This window comes from Flavobacterium sp. NRK1 (assembly GCF_024054175.1).
Classification (GTDB): Bacteria; Bacteroidota; Bacteroidia; order Flavobacteriales; family Flavobacteriaceae; genus Flavobacterium.
Window position 1 is genome coordinate 986,222 of sequence record NZ_JAMXLA010000001.1, and the last position, 16,150, is coordinate 1,002,371.

Consider the following 16,150-nt stretch of genomic DNA (forward strand, 5'->3'; position numbering starts at 1 on the left):
TAGCGGTATGAAAATTTATTATTATAGAAATAACTAAAAAAACAAAGGCTCCGCATTGCTGCGAAGCCTTACTATCTTTTCACTAATCTGTAGCTTAAAGGGCACTAATAGTATATTCCTTAAAACCTGATTAATAAAGGTCTTAAGATTCTACAGTAACATTTACTGCATTTAATCCTTTTTTACCTCTTTCAACTTCATAAGATACGTTATCGTTCTCTCTTACTCTGTCAACTAAGCCAGTTGTGTGTACAAAAACATCATCTCCACCAGCATCTGGAGTAATAAAACCGAAACCTTTTTCTTCGTTGAAAAATTTAATTTTGCCTGTAGCCATACTATTTATTATTTATTGGGTGCAAATATGTAACAATAAAATGATAAATAGCTCTTTTTCAGCATTTATTATTTAAAAAAACTTAAAAAGCCTTTGTTTATTGATAAAAGACACCTACTGCCAGCGCCAGATTTTGTGTAAAACACTTGTTTTCAAACAACTATTAAAATAAAAATGTAAGAAATAAAAAATAGTACTGTAAGATTTTTGAATATTAAAATGAGTGATATGTACTAAATACTTTCTTTTATTCCATTTTTAAAATTTGATAGACTGCGGGCATTAACTCTAACCCTGCATGAGAATGCAGTCTGAACATAAAAAAAACCTTCACATTGCTGTGAAGGCTTTTGTAAAACCAGTGGTCCCACCTGGGCTCGAACCAGGGACCACCTGATTATGAGTCAGAGGAATATATTTTTCTTTTATTTTCATATTCTTTCAAAACCATTGAAAAATAGAGGATTTACAAATTTGAATTTTCTTTTACTTTCCAATTTTTTCTCATTTTATCTAAATTTGTTGTACCTATGTTGTACCCAAAAATTATACGCTATGATTAACACTAAAATAGTTCAAAGAGCAAAACCGCTTTCTAATGGCACATATCCTATTTATTTAAGGGTAACTAAAGATAGAAAAACCAAATTCATTTCCCTTAAGCTATCCTGTGAAAAATCACAATGGAATGAAACTAAATCTGAATTAAGGAAAAGTGCTTCAAATTATTCACAACTCAATAAATCTCTAGATGAAATAGGTAAAAGAGCAGAAAAAATAGTTTCTGATGCTTTGGGCAAAGGAGATGATCTAACACTTGATGAATTTGAAGCACAATTTTTCAATTTTAAAACAGACAAGAGAATCACTGTAAATGAATTCTGGGATGAGCATATCGAAGATATGAATAAATCCGGGCGTACCGGTAACGCAAGATTTTTTAAAGATTCTAAAAATAGTTTTTTTAAATTCTTAGAAAACACTAAAATATACTTTAAAGACATTACACCCGCACTACTAGATAAGTATGAAGTATTCCTAAGATCTAATGGAGGCATAGATAGTGGAATAGCAGTAAAAATGAGAGCTCTCAGAGCATTATATAATAGTGCTATAAAAAAAGGCTATGCTCAAAAAGAAAACTATCCTTTTGATGCCTACAAGCTATCTAAACTTAAAGGAAAGGGGAATAAACGTGCTATAAGTTCTGACGATATAATGAAAATTAAAAATCTCAATACTGAAGAGCATCCTACTCTATTGAATACTAAAAATTATTTTGTCTTCAGTTATTATACAGGAGGGATGAATTTCTTCGATATGATGAAATTGACCTGGGATAATATCGTTGGGGATAGGATAATCTATATCCGAAGTAAAACTAAAGGAAGGTTCACTATTAAAATACTTGAACCAGTTCAGGAAATACTGGATTATTACAAAAAACAGCAGCGTGATACAAATTACGTTTTCCCTATAATCTTACGTGATGATTCCACACCAATTCAGCTTGAATACAGGAAAGAAAAAACTTTAAAAAGGTTCAATAGCGATTTAAAGAAAATTGCTGACATATGCGAAATTGAACATAAAATAACGAGTTATGTGGCTCGACATAGTTTTGCTACCAATTTAAAACAAAAAGGGGTTTCTACTGATGTAATTTCTGAAGCAATGGGACACCAAAATTTAGCTATTACACAGGCATATTTAAAAGAACTTGAAAACGATGTCATAGATGATGCTTTTTCAAAACTCCTTTAAGTCCTTAAGTGCCATTTTATTCGAAAACTTTTTTCTAAAAACTAATCACTAATAATCCTTTAAAATTATTCAGAGTAATCTGAATGTAAAATAGTAAGCAGCTAGTACTTCAGCGTATTAGCTGCTTTTTTCATTTAAATATTAATCATTTTAAATATTAAAATTATGAAACTTAGACCATCAGAAAGAAGGCAGGTAAAGCTACGCTTAGGCATAAGCGGAGCTTCAGGCTTTGGTAAGACTAAGTCAGCCTTATTATTAGCCTATGGTATGACAAATGACTGGAATAAAATTGCAGTCATAGATACAGAAAATTCTTCTGCCTCACTATATTCAGATTTAGGCAGTTATAATGTACTTGATTTATCTCCTCCCTATAGCCCTGAGAGATATATAGAAGCTATTACACTCTGCGAGAAAGCTAAAATATCAGTTGTTATTATTGACAGCATCACCCATGAATGGAATGGTTCAGGAGGATGTTTGGATATCCATGAGAAATTAGGAGGTAGATTTCAGGATTGGGCTCAAGTTACTCCAAGACACCAGGCATTTATAGATAAGATACTTCAATCAGACTGCCATATCATAACTACAACTCGTAGAAAGATAGAATATGATATTGACAGAGATGCCTCAGGTAAACTTAAAGTACAAAAGCTTGGCACAAAAGAAATCACTAAGGAGGGTTTTGAGTATGAGCTAACTGTAAACTTTGAACTTATCAATGAGAATCATCTTGTAAGAGCAAGTAAGGACAGGACTGGCTTATTTATGAATAAACCTGAATTTATCATTACTTCTGCCATAGGTAAGATGATATTAGAATGGTGCAATAGTGGCACTAATCTACAGGATGCTAGGAACAAGATTAAAGAGTGTGATAATCTGGATGACCTTAAGATTCTCTATAATAACTATGCACAATGGAGAGAACTGTTGGAGTACAATTTTAAGCAACAAAAAGATGCTATTATATCACAAGAGTATACGTTAAACCCACAAAATTTTAATAATAATGGAAAATCCCAATATCAATCCTAGTAATAATTCTGCTATGCAATTAAAACCTGTTATAAGACAGAATAATTATAATATACCTACAACGCCTCTGAGCCTTATGCAAGCTACAACAGAAGCTCCGAAGGAGTTACGTCATACTCAGGAACCAATAAAGGTATCTACACCTAAAAGACCTTTTATAGAATCTAATACTTCACAAGTGGAATTGAAACATTTAAGTAATGATTGTATAATACCTGTGTTTTCAAAGGATAATGAAAAGACTATAGCTCATCAGGAATTTATTGAAGCAGTACAGGAAGCTACTTACAGAGCATTTCCTAATGCAAGGTTTGAAACATCAGAGATAAGAGTTAGCCACCAAATCAAAGGCAGAGTGCCAACAGCAATACATAAGCCCGTCAAAGAGTTACTAGAGTATGAGAAAACTATATATTATGAAAGGATGGCATTTATAATGAAATCTAATATATCTCAGAAAATCGGAGGTAATGAGTTACAGCTTACAGTAGGAGGAGTTAGGTCACTTAATCAAGAAAATCTCTATAGTAAAAAGTCTGCTGAAAAGTTTAAATTCTTTATTGGCTTCCAAAATCAGGTTTGTTTAAATCTTTGCATAAATACTGATGGTTTATTAGAGAATCTAAAAGTAATGCATACAAGAGATTTGCAAGAGAAAGCCTTAGAAATAATGCAAAGCTATAATGCAGAATTGCACTTAAAGAAGATGGAACAATTTACAAATTATACTCTTTCCGAGAGTCAGTTTGCAACCCTATTAGGAAGAGCAAGGTTGTACAATCATATTCCTAAAAAATTAAAATCTGAAATACCTAATTTAGATTTCAATGATGGACAGTTTAACACAATTGCTAAAGATTATTATCAGGATGAAAGTTTCTGTAGGGATGATTCAGGAAACATCAACCTTTGGAATGTATATAACCTGTTTACACAGGCTAATAAGAGTAGCTATATTGATACTTTTCTTGAAAGGAATGTCAATGCCTTTGATTTTAATCAGGGTATTGTAAAAGCACTAAGTGGTAGTTCGCACTATGCTTGGTTTTTGAGTTGAATTAATCCTAGCTCTGTGAGAGAGCTAGGATTATACTAATTTATCCAAATCATTAATATATAAAGAAGAGATTCCTCCTTTTTCAATCTTATCATTTTTATGGCCTATATCTTTTCTAAATTGTTTCATTAAGTTTTCTTGTTTAAGTATAAGAATCTTCAAGTTTTCATTTGAATTATTTTCTGAAAAGAAGCTTAATTCATTTTTCCAGTCAATATATGACTTAAGGATTTCATTAGGAAACCAAATTATTGCCTTTTGATTGAATTTTTGAAAAAAAGCCACCATCTCATTGTGGCTCATTTTTTTCCATTTTTTGTGCCAAATATTACCTTAAAGTAGAATTCGAAAAACTCTTCATAAATTGGAATTTTCTTATTTCTTATTTGGAATTCAATTTCTTTTTTTCTCTCAAGATATCTGGTCACATAATAGCCTAATAAGGTTACTGTTGCACCTATTATTGCAACAATTAAATTGATATCTAATTTCATATGATAAAATAATTACTTATTGAATTTTGGAGCATCCATTTAATCCTAACCATTCTGATAATATAGAAGTTAATTCGTCTATACTATATCCCTCTACTTCCGTAAAAAATTTCAATTTAATACCATTATATTTTTCTTCAACAGCATTACCATTTAGGTACTGTCTCAATATGCTATTGTCAACAAACCAATATTTATCACTTGATTCGTGACCTAAGATCCATCTCAGATTTGTCTCAAAATAGTCAATATTTGTTTTTAGTACTTCAGGTTGAAATCCACCTCCTTTGCTATGACCAAAGCCTAATCTACCATGATTAATTTTGTGATATTTAATTTCAAGAAAAAACAAAGCAGGATTAGTATTATTACGCGCAATAAGGATGTCTACAGCTTTCTTAAAGTCAAATATCTTATAATTCGGATTATTAGAGACGAGATTATTTAAAATGTCTTGACGAATATGCTTTTCAAAATCAGACTCATTTGATATACCTATCATTTTGCAGTTTCAGATTTTTCAATTAGTCTATTAATACGTGCTTGTTTTCGTATAATTTCTAAAAATACTTTATTACGAGCTTCAGCATCATAGATTAATGTTTTAGCACTTACAACATAAATGGAAATTCCTATTTTATCGTAGTGTCTATGATAAATTGGAGCCTCAGAAGAAAATAATGGTACATAATCATCTATTTCTAATCTGTCAGCAAGTTTTTTATCAATATCAGTAATTAAATAACCATATACTTCCTGAATATTCTCCTTTTTTTTAAATGCCTTAACATAATCAATTAGCTGTTGAACACCATTAAATTTTTTTCTATCTGATTTAGTTGAAAAGTCAAATGGTTTTATTTCAACCATTACTGATTTTAGTCTTTCAGGATTATTTGGATTATGAGAAAAGAATAATGATAAGTCAGGTTTGTCATTTAATATGTCAACATCTTCTAATGTTTCCTTTATATCAGTCAGTACTTCTATTATTCTTTTATCACTTGCTGCATAACTATAAGTGGTAAATCTATCATCTAAGAGCCATAAGTTATTTTTGCCCACACTGAAGTAATTATCCTTAGTGTATTTCTCCATAAACAAATTATGTATTATAGACTCAACACGCTCACTTTTATCAACTAATGCTTTAAGTCTTTCAATTACAATTACTCGATCATTAATATATGATACTAATTCATTTTGGGCTAGCTGTATAGCGTCATTCAATTCATCATCACTGTATTCTTCTTTTCCGGCATTAATTAAAACCTTTTCTTTAGCTGTATCAAAGCGCTTTTTTGCTTTTTCAATTATAGCTCTTTTATCTAAGAAGCCAGCCATTTGGATGTCTTCTTCCTCAATGTATTGTACTAAATAAGGCCTCTCTTCTTGGATTTGTTGTATTTTTTCAGAATTGATTCTTTTTGTTTCAGGAACTCCTTCTTTAACTATTTCGCTGAAGTGTTTTCTCAATTCAGCATTAATCATTTCCCAAGAAAGTGTAGAAAATATATCTGTTCTAACCGGATAAATGTCAAAGTCATTTCGCTCGTTATTTACCTTCTGATTGAAATATTCAGATTCTAAAAGCATAAAGCCTGAATATCCATAAGGCATTGATATTTTGAAGTCTTTATCTTCAAATTGGCAAACGGTTCTATTATTTGCACAATAATAAGTATAAAGTAAGCCAGGAGTATTTTCAACTTTATAGTTAAGTAGGAATTTAAATGCAATTCCATCTGAATTTTTAATTTCAAATGGTTTCTTTAAAAAATCAGGAACATCATCGGGCTTAATCTGTACCGATAACTGATGGAATTCATCTATAAAATCAATAGTAATATTTGTTCCTTTTTGTTTGTAGAAAAATAAAGTTGGTATCAGATTCATTAATACCTTTTCGCGAATATTATGTAGATCTAGCTCAATTCTTTTGTCCTGTTTCTTGTCATTTTCACTATCAAAATATTGCTTGGTAAGATTACTTAAGAATATTTGTGTTTCATTATCTAAAACTTCTGCTTTTTCTTTTTGTAAGTTTTCAGTATCAAAATCAAAGTCAAAATTTATTGATCGTTGTTCCTGAATAGATTTTATTTTGCTTGTGTAATTTGCAGATTGATATACTTTTAAGAATACAAATCTCCCTACACCTTTACACCCTAAAGCTTTTTTAAACTCTGTTCTGTATTTTGAAAATGATTTATAGTTTTCATCAGTTAATCCATCACCATTATCAATGATTTTAATAGTGTCAACCCTAATAGAACCAATCTCTTTCTCATCATCTGTGAGTTGGCTATCATTAGAGTTTAAATAGCATTTAATATTAGTTGCATTTGCATGAATTGAATTTGTAATAGCTTCAAACAACACATCGTATTGAGTAACTCTATTACTAATATCTTCAGTTACAATCCTACTAATTTCGGCTAACATTTGACTCATGATGTATCTTTTTAAATAATTGTTTCTAATTTCTCTACAATACTTCCAATATAATACAAACGCATATTCACTTGAGTAGAATAATAGTTATCCTAAGAGTTTTAAGCTAAACTGAATAATATCTTAAAAGTAACACTCGGTGTTTTAAAGATGTCCTCAATTATCTTTTTATTTGGTTGAGACCATGTTCCTTGATGTAACATGAATTTTTCCAGGTCCTAATAATGTATTAATTTATTCATTAGCCAATGCATTTATTCTGCTTTGTATTGTTGAACCATCTCTGTTATATGTCATTTCACTTTCAATAGAGATTTCATTTTTAATTTCAAGTTCATCACAAATTTCTTGAACTAAATCTTTAATTGATCTTTTTTCGATTTTTAAATTTTTTTGCTCACTTCCATTATCACTAATATATGAAATATATGCCTTGCAAAAATTTGAAGCTCTTTTGAATTCACCTTTTTTTTCTATTATTTTGATGTGATCCGTAATTGTAATACCAATTATATAATCATTACCATCTGCTTTTTTAAATTTTAAAGTAAATGTATTTTGAGGTTTATAGATTGATATACTTCTTTCATATTTTTCTAATTTTTCTAAAACATCTTTAACTTTTATTAACTCTATTCTATAAATTGGAGAATTAATGTCATTGTGAGCTAATGAGTTTAATATTACACTTTTATATGTTTTTAAATCTTTAAATTCTGAATAATCAATGCCTTCTTGATTACAAAAAAACTCTAAATTTGATATTTTATCATTAAGGCTTTGTAATTGCGTTTCATATATTCCTTCATTATTTTGTTTTAATTTATATTTTTCTTTATCTGGATATAAATTATCAAAAATCTCTTCACATCTAATTCTTAAATAAATGCCTGCAGCTGGATAGTCGTGGTTTAATATAAAATAATCTGCTTTTTTGAGTTTATTAGGTAATGAATTAATGAAAGGTTTTTTATTTGCACTATCTGCATAAATCTCTTTGATTAACCATTCTTTTTCAAAACCAATATTTTTTATTTTATCAAGGGTGTAATTAAAAAAACCTCTTTCGTGAGTAAAAAAGTAAATCTTAAATCGTTTAGAATAAATATTTAATATGGCATCAAGTACAACATCTCGATTGCTCATGTCCAAACTAATTAATAAATCGTCTAAAGCTAAAAATTGCCCAGGGTAATCTGGCTTAATAGTTTTATGAAGTAAACTAAAACGAATGGATAAAGCTATTTGTGTAATTTTCGCTTCGTTTAAGTAGGCTTGTGGCCTATGAATTAATGAAAAGGTACCGTCCTGATTTTTTCTCCTAATATTTAGTATTAATTTTGGATTATTAAAGCCTGCATAACCTGTTCCCTGAATATAAGTTATACTATCTTTTACAAATTCGTTATTTTTATAATGTTCATAACGAAACGGTTCTGAGTATTGAATATATATTAGAATTTCATCTTCAATTTTAAGCTCATTTTTATAAACATCATTAGCAATAACATTAATCCTACCTATCCAATATTCAATATCCTCGTTTAGCTTCTTAATTTCATCACTGATCCACTTTTGACGAGATTTACTTTTAGAGCGCTTAAATCTTTTAGTAGCTATATTTATATTAAATGGGGGATTATTTTCTATTTCTTTTAGTTTTTGCCATAAGGTAAGATCACCCTTTCCCCTATCTATGCGCAGAAATGGAAAAAAATCCCGTACAAAAACTTCCCAAAGATTGATTTCTTTGGAGTTTCTGAAATTATAAAAATTAACCAATAACCTATGAGTAATAAAGTCACTGTGGCGGTGTAAGTCTTGTATTTTATTAATTATACTTTCATAAATGCCATCTTTATCAATTTTTAGTGAAGTACCATCTTCTAATAGTACTTCTACTTCTGCATTTTTACCTATATCAGTCGGATTTGTAATTTTACCATCCGCATCAGTCTTGAAGTCAGGCCTATGATTAAGGTAATTGAAATTTAGTAGTTGTTCATCATGAGTAGGAGTAAAATATTTTGCAATTTCCTCAGTAGATTTTGTTTCAGATTGAAATAAAGTGTATAGTGCCCAGTAAATTGAGCTTTTACCACTACCGTTTTCTCCATACATCAGTAAGTGTTTACCATTCAATACAATTTCATCAGGTTCTGTACTGGTATAAAAAGCTTTAAAGTTATGTATCCTAATTTTATTTATCGCACTCATATTAGCTCTGTAAAATTGGTTTCAAAATTTCAGGACTTTTGGTTACAAAGTCAGTCATTTTTATCTGTACAATTCCAGTGCTCATTTCTTTATATAACTCCCAAATCTTTTGTTTTTTAGTTTCTTCATTTATTTTTTCAAAATCTTCTGTTAGACCACTTTTCTGAAGATAATTTTTAACATCATCAATTATATTAATGTCTTTCTCCTCCATATGTTCTTCAAAATATAACTCAAAAACACATCCATCAATAATTTCTTCGAAAAAATTAGAAATGAAATTGTTTTTAATTACATTGGATATTTCTGTTTTAAGTTCATTATTGAAAAAATGTATTATTTGAGATAAAATATCAATTACTGATTGATTAGCTTTAGTCATTTCAATCAAGGGGAATTCTTCAATAGTAGATTTGTTTATAGCTAAATAACCTCCGGCTAAGTGCTTGTCTTTAAATTTTTTTCTAAAATAATAACTATAAAATTTACTATTTAAAAGTCCCGTTAAACAGTAAGGAGAAAAGTTTCCAAATTCATATATTCCGTATATTCCTACACCCAGTCCTAATTCGCTTTTGACATATACAGCTTCAATAACTTTAGTCATTCCAGCAATTACAATTTTTGGTCTTTCCCAAAATGCAATTTTGGTGTTTGCGATTGCATTATTTTTTTCAATATAGGCTTCAATATATGTATCTCCCATATATTTTACTTTTTTATTATTCCATTTATAACGGTCAATATTTCCACTTACAGTGAAAGGAATTGAGTTTTCGGTTGGATTATCATAAACAAATTGTTTTATTTCTTTTGCTTGAAACCCTGTTGCTCCTGAATTTATTTTTAAATTAAAATCTTTAAATTTTTTGTAATCAGGGAGTTCTTCCACTTCTTCAAATTTTCTATATAATAGGTCGGAAAATTTATTGATTTTTAATTCTTTATAATTGTTTAGTTGATTTGAATTTCCAAATAAAATGATTGGATAGACACCTATACCTTTAAAAACGTCAAAATTTGAAACATTCAGTGAATACTTCAAAGATTTTTGAATTAATCTCTCTTTTGTTTTTTTCGAATAATTTGCTATTAAAAACTTATTAGGAATAATCCAGCAATAAATTCCATTTTCTTTCATTAGTTCTTCGCCTCTTAAGAGAAATAATAAATATAAATCATAAGATCCGGTAGCTTCAGGGTATTGCTTTTTAAATTCGCTTTTTTCCAAATCAGTTCGTCTCATATTTACAGCAGAAACATAAGGAGGATTGCCGATTACGATGTCAAATCCTGTAAAATCTCCATCTTCATTGAGAACATCTGGGAATTCAAATCTCCATTCGAAAGATTCTTCAAAAAGTTTCCCTTTTTCCTTATCATCACGTTGAGTTTCTAAATATTCTAATCTTTTTTTTGCTTTTAAAACATCTTTTTTATTTCCCTTTTTTTCACCAAAAAGATTATCTCCAATTAAATTTTGATATTGACCTCTAGCAATTGAGATATTATTTATTTCTTTGTTGCTTAAATTGTACGTAAAAGCTGATTTTATTTCATTGATTAAATGCTTGAAAACTGTTTTTTGGTGAGGATCTGTAGCATTTAAATATTCTTTCATTAAGTTTTTATAGTGTGATATATCAACTTCTTCTTTTTTTTCTTTTTTTCTTTTAGAATTTAAGTCTTTGAAAACATTATTAATCGAATCTCTGACATTGAAACGGCTTAAAATAGAATTTCCATGTACAATTTTAAAATCAAGATTAGGAAGGGGTTTAGGTATGTCTTCATCTACAACTAGCGATAACCAAAAACGTAAACGTGCAATATCTACTGCGTCATTTTCTAAGTCTACTCCAAATATTGAATTTTGAATAATCTCTTGCTTAATTTTAGCAGGCTCCCATGAACTTATATCTCTATCAAGTTTGAAATGAATCAAAGCTTTAAGAGCAAAAATTTCTTGAAGCAAACCCATGGGAAAGGCACCAGATCCAATAGCAGGATCACATATCTTAACCTCATCTATTAATCTCTCAACTTGTATTAAATGACTATCTTTAAAACCAATTGAGTTATGATGTTTAACTAAATTTTCTATATTTTCTCGTGAATGAGGTAGATTTATTTTTAGATATTCTATTAAACTTTCCTGAGTCATGTATTGCACTATCTCTTTTGGTGTGTAGAAAGTTCCTTTATCTTTATTATCTTCTAGTAAATTCTCAAAAATACGCCCTAACATTTCTGGATCAACCGCTATAGTATGGTCTTCGGGACTGTTTTCAAAAATGGTAAAATTGTAACTGTTAAAAAACTTAAATAGTAGCTCAAATAGTTTAGGTGGAAATTGAATTTCACGATGTTTATTTGGTTCCTGATTTTCTTCAAAAAGTCCACCATTAAGAAAGGGAATCCATACATAGTCACCATGAGGTAATTTAAAGCTATCATTTAATCTATTAGGTGTATTGAGAGCATTAAAAAACAACTCACTCAACCATTTATTGTAAAAATTTATTCTACTTTCATTATCATGATTAAATAAGTTATATAAAAAATTAGTGTCACCGTCATTGTAGTTTTTATTTGATGCTCCCAACCAACGTTTCTTTTGTAAAAAATATAGGAATACCAAACGACCTAATAATCTTTTTACAAAATTTCTAATGTCTTTTTCCAGTTCTTCAATAGTAATGCCTTCTTTTTCAAAGATTTTTCTGCTTTGTTTGTTATTGCTTAACTCAGAAATGAAATCGTGATAAAAGTTATTATATTCTTTAAAGAAATTATTTGATACCGGTTCTACATTGAAAGCCTCAAAGAAATCCTCCAGCCTAAAACGAGATTGTTCTAAATTGTATAATCGTTCTAAAGCTGTACGATGCTCTTCGGGTGTTCCGAATATATAGGTGTATTTTTTAGGGTTGGTTTCTACACTTTCTAATTCTGCAAAATAATCACTGCCACCAAATTTACTGATAAAGGAAAAGCGCCATTCTTTCTTACTGTATTCTTCTTTGTAATGAAAGGTAACAATCGCTCCTTTGATAGCATCTTTTAGAATATGCTTTTTAAGCAAGTCATTAACGCCAACACGATTATATTCTATTTTAATGCCATCTTGCAATGTAGTATCGTAAATAGGTAAGGAAATACCGTCTATAGTTTTTAAAGTGCCTAAACGAATTATGTCAAAAACAATTTCCTTAGCTTTTGCCGATTTTATTATCTCTGGTTTTGGTTCTAATGAAATAGATAATAAATTTTTATTACCAGAAAGGAATTGCAGGGTTTTGATCCATTTTTCACGACTATATGCACCTTGTAATACTTCTTTTAGTTCTTGAATTTTCATTATGCAAAGGTTTCTGTAATTACAATTTTTGGTTCTTCAAATTGATTATTTTGCTCTTTTTCGTTTTCCCAACGTAAACTATCCATTCTGGCAATCTGTTTAATAGGATAATTATTCATGATGTTATTTAACTCCTGAACAATTTTTGCTAATGGATACCTTTTCTTCTTTTGTCTTGCTGCCAAACTTGCTATTTCGTTACGAAACTTTCTGAATACACCCATGTAAATTATTTTGAGTGTTGTTTGTATTAGTTCTTCAAAATCATCAGAAATTTCATTTGGAAAGTTTTTCTTTAAATCAATAAGACTATTCAGGAATAAAACTGAGTTTCGTTCCTGAACCGAAAGGTTAGAGGTGTCATATTCTTCCGTAGTGAAAATGGTGTTGTATACTTTTTTAAAGTGTTGTGTCGCTAAATTAACAGCATCAAAATGATTTTCTATTAATGTCGTGCTTTTTTCTTTTGATGTTGCTTCAAATAATTTTACTGCCTGAATAAATGTAATTTCCACACAGTTTTTATTGTTACAAATGTAGAAGCCTTCTTTTATATTATTTCTCAAATAGCACAAAACCCCGTTTTCAATACTCTGACCAATTACTTCCTCCGCTAAATTATTTTTTATAATTGCAAAACGACCTACACGGCTTTTCATGGGTAAATCGTGTAGACGTTTGTATTCTTTATAATTGTCATTATAGAGTTCTCTAACAATTTCAAGGTACTGCAAACGCTCATCAACTTCTTCTTTGGGTTGTAAATTACCTAAAGTTCCTTCAATTAATTCTTCTTGCTCAGAGTAGATTTTACTATCTTCACCAAAAGCAGTATGAAAACCCTGTAGCTTTTTTAAGGCTTTTTCATTTAGTTCAATTAAGCTGTTTGATTGTGCGGTAGGATAAAAGTTATATACTAAAATTTCTTCAGCTTTGGTACCAATACGGTTTACACGACCTATTCGTTGCATCAGTCTAGTAGCATTCCAAGGTATGTCATAGTTTAAAATGACATTACTGCGATGTAAATTGATTCCCTCAGCCAATACCTCAGTAGTAATTATTATATTGAATTCATTCTCATGCTTTTCCGGATAATTGGCATCAAAGTTTTTACGAATAGTATTATAGCGTTGTTTTTGGTTTGCGGCACTAATAGCTAAGACATCTTTACGACCTGTTTTTTCAAGTTCACCAGCTAAATAGTTCACTGTTTCTTTACTTTCTGAGAAAATAACCAGTTTTTTTTCAAGATTTTTTTCTCCTAATAAAGTTTCATTTAAGGAGGCTATAAATTTTTTAGTTTTAGGGTCAGTTTCAATATCATGCCATTGATTATATAAATTGGCAAGAATTTCTTGGTCTCTTTTTAAGCCTTCTAGCAATTGTGAATCAAAATCTTCAGCTTTATATACTTTATTATTAGGTGAATTCTCGTTTAATTTATTGATTTTGTCTTCAATCTCATCTTCTTTACCCTCATCATATAATTTGTTTAAATCCAAATCCGGGGCAACAAAAATTTTCCCGTTTTTAAACATATCAATCATACGTTGATTTGAAACATAAAAACGATTTAAGGAGCTTTTGAAAGCAAAAAAACTACTTTCCAAACGTTTTACCATTTGGGTTTTCATAATCATTGAAAGCTGACGAGAAATTAATTTTGCATTATCATAGAGGTCTGCATATTCATCATTAATAAATTCAATTGCTCTATAACGGTAATATCCCAAATCATCAATCAGACTAGTGACAGTATTAAAAAATAATTGCTCTAAGTTATCATCGAAATGATATTCAATTTTTTTAGGGTCATTAACTTCAGGAAATGACATACCCTGTGACTTGACATCTTCGTTATATCGTTTGATATTTTTAATATCTGCTCTTGTTCTGCGAATTACCAGCTCTGTGAAAATCTTATCTCTAATTGGTAAATAAATATCTTTAACTTTCTGAATAAGTTCTTTATGATCACTTATTTTATATAATTTTTTATATTCTTCAGCTTTATGAGAAAAGAAGGATTGTAAGTTTGGAACCCCTTCAATAGTTGATTTGCGAGAATCTTGAAATAAATATATTTGGTTAGCAATATCATCAGGGCGATTATTTAGAGGAGTCGCGGTAATTAACATAACTTTTTTCTTTCTATTTATGTCATTACCAACAGTTATTCTAGGTGTTTTACATATTAATTCTAATAATCCATACATATTAGAACTTGAGGTTCTAAATTTGTGAGCTTCATCTACAACTATTAAGTCATAATCTTCTGGATTGTGATAGTTAGCATTTTCGCCATCAATAATTTTATGTAAACTGCCATTTGAAACAAATTGGATATAATTTCCTAATCCAAAGTCTTTGACTGTATTTTTCCAGTTTATTTCCAAAGCATTTGGATATACTACTAACACTTTAGTGTTGTATCCGTTTTTCTCAATATATTTCTTGATAATTCTCGTTGCAATAATAGTTTTGCCAAGACCTACTACATCGGCAAGAATAAATCCGTTATGTTTCATGAGTTTATCAAACCCTTCAACTACCGCATCTGCCTGATATTGTAGGTTTGTATAACCTTCAGGTAGATCCTTTCCTGAAATTTTATCTCTAATAACAGCATCGCCAAAGTACTCAATGAGCATTTTTATATATAACTCATATGGAGTAATATCTTCATTAAGATAAGTTTTCTTTTTTAACCCTTTTATATCAACGGGCAACAATTCTGTAGCCTCTGCCCACAACTCTTCGAATTCGTTTGTGGCAAACTTTACATCTTCATAGTCTTTCAATAATACATTAAATTCATAATTCGAATCCTGGTTTGTGCCTAAACCTGCTTCAGTCAAATTTGAAGATCCTGTAATTACGCTTCCTGTTGTATGTTCATTAAAGGGGTTAGGGCGGAATATATAAATTTTAGCGTGTAAAGCTCTTTTCCCATGGGCTTTAATCACAACTTTTTTTGAAATGATATCTTCTATAAATTGTAAAATACCTTGTTCAGTCTCTTTTTTGTAAGATGCTTTTGCAATATCCTCAGCTATAAAATTTAAATATTCCTCTTTAGTTTTGTCAGTATTCTCAAGATATAATTGTCCTTTACGTTTTGCTTCGGCAGATAATTCGTCAACATTTATACCTACTAATATTCTTATTTCAGAAATATTGTCAAGAAATGGTCTTAAATTGAAATAACCAGAGGCTCTAAAGTAACCAATTAGTGCATCGAAATAATGAATGTTTTGATGTTCAAATACACCTTTAAACTTATTAATTAGGCTGTTAGAATCCTTGTTGGTGAAAAATTTTGTTGACATTTAATGGAATATGATAAAACTCAAAATTACTATTTTATTCACTATGTTACCTCGATTTGTACTTTTATTCCTAAATGGAATAAGATGGAC

11 protein-coding genes are annotated in these 16,150 nt (G+C 29.7%); 3 read left to right on the top strand and 8 right to left on the bottom strand.

Annotated elements, in window-relative coordinates; all coding sequences use genetic code 11:
* Nucleotides 1–142: 142 nt before the first annotated feature.
* Nucleotides 143–337, bottom strand: a complete 195-nt coding sequence (locus NHE85_RS04730; protein WP_252810160.1) for a cold-shock protein — start codon at nt 335–337, stop codon at nt 143–145.
* 555 nt (nt 338–892) lie between these two features.
* Here NHE85_RS04730 and NHE85_RS04735 point away from each other — a divergent pair.
* The 3 genes from NHE85_RS04735 to NHE85_RS04745 all read left to right on the top strand — a co-directional run bounded on the left by NHE85_RS04735 (nt 893) and on the right by NHE85_RS04745 (nt 4,202).
* Nucleotides 893–2,101, top strand: a complete 1,209-nt coding sequence (locus NHE85_RS04735) for a site-specific integrase (protein ID WP_252810162.1) — start codon at nt 893–895, stop codon at nt 2,099–2,101.
* A gap of 165 nt (nt 2,102–2,266) precedes the next feature.
* On the top strand, nt 2,267–3,145 hold the full coding sequence (locus NHE85_RS04740) for an AAA family ATPase (RefSeq protein WP_252810164.1): 879 nt from the start codon (nt 2,267–2,269) through the stop codon (nt 3,143–3,145).
* Nucleotides 3,120–4,202, top strand: a complete 1,083-nt coding sequence (locus NHE85_RS04745) for a DUF3871 family protein (RefSeq protein ID WP_252810168.1) — start codon at nt 3,120–3,122, stop codon at nt 4,200–4,202. Before NHE85_RS04740 ends, NHE85_RS04745 begins: the two co-directional genes overlap by 26 nt.
* 30 nt (nt 4,203–4,232) lie before the next feature.
* Here the strand turns inward: NHE85_RS04745 and NHE85_RS04750 are convergent, their stop codons facing one another.
* The 7 genes from NHE85_RS04750 to NHE85_RS04780 all read right to left on the bottom strand — a co-directional run bounded on the left by NHE85_RS04750 (nt 4,233) and on the right by NHE85_RS04780 (nt 16,060).
* A complete protein-coding gene (locus tag NHE85_RS04750; protein ID WP_252810170.1) occupies nt 4,233–4,505 on the bottom strand; it encodes a hypothetical protein in 273 nt (90 codons plus the stop codon).
* The gene (locus NHE85_RS04755) at nt 4,502–4,696 is read right to left on the bottom strand and encodes a hypothetical protein (protein ID WP_252810172.1); all 195 of its coding nucleotides are present in this window, start codon (nt 4,694–4,696) and stop codon (nt 4,502–4,504) included. The genes NHE85_RS04750 and NHE85_RS04755 overlap by 4 nt, the downstream gene beginning before the upstream one ends.
* 16 nt (nt 4,697–4,712) lie before the next feature.
* Complete coding sequence (locus tag NHE85_RS04760) at nt 4,713–5,198, bottom strand: hypothetical protein (RefSeq protein ID WP_252810174.1); 486 nt, start codon at nt 5,196–5,198, stop codon at nt 4,713–4,715.
* On the bottom strand, nt 5,195–7,150 hold the full coding sequence (locus NHE85_RS04765) for an ATP-binding protein (protein ID WP_252810175.1): 1,956 nt from the start codon (nt 7,148–7,150) through the stop codon (nt 5,195–5,197). Before NHE85_RS04765 ends, NHE85_RS04760 begins: the two co-directional genes overlap by 4 nt.
* A 234-nt stretch (nt 7,151–7,384) precedes the next feature.
* Nucleotides 7,385–9,367 (bottom strand): hypothetical protein, encoded by a 1,983-nt coding sequence (locus NHE85_RS04770; RefSeq protein WP_252810176.1) that lies wholly within the window; start codon nt 9,365–9,367, stop codon nt 7,385–7,387.
* 1 nt (nt 9,368) lies between these two features.
* Entirely contained in the window at nt 9,369–12,728 is a 3,360-nt protein-coding gene (locus NHE85_RS04775; RefSeq protein ID WP_252810177.1) for an Eco57I restriction-modification methylase domain-containing protein, read from the bottom strand.
* Nucleotides 12,728–16,060 (bottom strand): helicase-related protein, encoded by a 3,333-nt coding sequence (locus NHE85_RS04780; RefSeq protein ID WP_252810178.1) that lies wholly within the window; start codon nt 16,058–16,060, stop codon nt 12,728–12,730. Before NHE85_RS04780 ends, NHE85_RS04775 begins: the two co-directional genes overlap by 1 nt.
* Nucleotides 16,061–16,150: the final 90 nt, after the last annotated feature.

What these genes read in the sequence shown, in the direction of transcription:
- NHE85_RS04770 (WP_252810176.1), bottom strand. Translation starts at nt 9,367, where the DNA reads ATGAGTGCGATAAATAAAATTAGGATACATAACTTTAAAGCTTTTTAT.
- NHE85_RS04765 (WP_252810175.1), bottom strand. Translation starts at nt 7,150, where the DNA reads ATGAGTCAAATGTTAGCCGAAATTAGTAGGATTGTAACTGAAGATATT.
- NHE85_RS04735 (WP_252810162.1), top strand. Translation starts at nt 893, where the DNA reads ATGATTAACACTAAAATAGTTCAAAGAGCAAAACCGCTTTCTAATGGC.
- NHE85_RS04730 (WP_252810160.1), bottom strand. Translation starts at nt 337, where the DNA reads ATGGCTACAGGCAAAATTAAATTTTTCAACGAAGAAAAAGGTTTCGGT.
- NHE85_RS04780 (WP_252810178.1), bottom strand. Translation starts at nt 16,060, where the DNA reads ATGTCAACAAAATTTTTCACCAACAAGGATTCTAACAGCCTAATTAAT.
- NHE85_RS04760 (WP_252810174.1), bottom strand. Translation starts at nt 5,198, where the DNA reads ATGATAGGTATATCAAATGAGTCTGATTTTGAAAAGCATATTCGTCAA.
- NHE85_RS04755 (WP_252810172.1), bottom strand. Translation starts at nt 4,696, where the DNA reads ATGAAATTAGATATCAATTTAATTGTTGCAATAATAGGTGCAACAGTA.
- NHE85_RS04745 (WP_252810168.1), top strand. Translation starts at nt 3,120, where the DNA reads ATGGAAAATCCCAATATCAATCCTAGTAATAATTCTGCTATGCAATTA.
- NHE85_RS04740 (WP_252810164.1), top strand. Translation starts at nt 2,267, where the DNA reads ATGAAACTTAGACCATCAGAAAGAAGGCAGGTAAAGCTACGCTTAGGC.
- NHE85_RS04775 (WP_252810177.1), bottom strand. Translation starts at nt 12,728, where the DNA reads ATGAAAATTCAAGAACTAAAAGAAGTATTACAAGGTGCATATAGTCGT.
- NHE85_RS04750 (WP_252810170.1), bottom strand. Translation starts at nt 4,505, where the DNA reads ATGAGCCACAATGAGATGGTGGCTTTTTTTCAAAAATTCAATCAAAAG.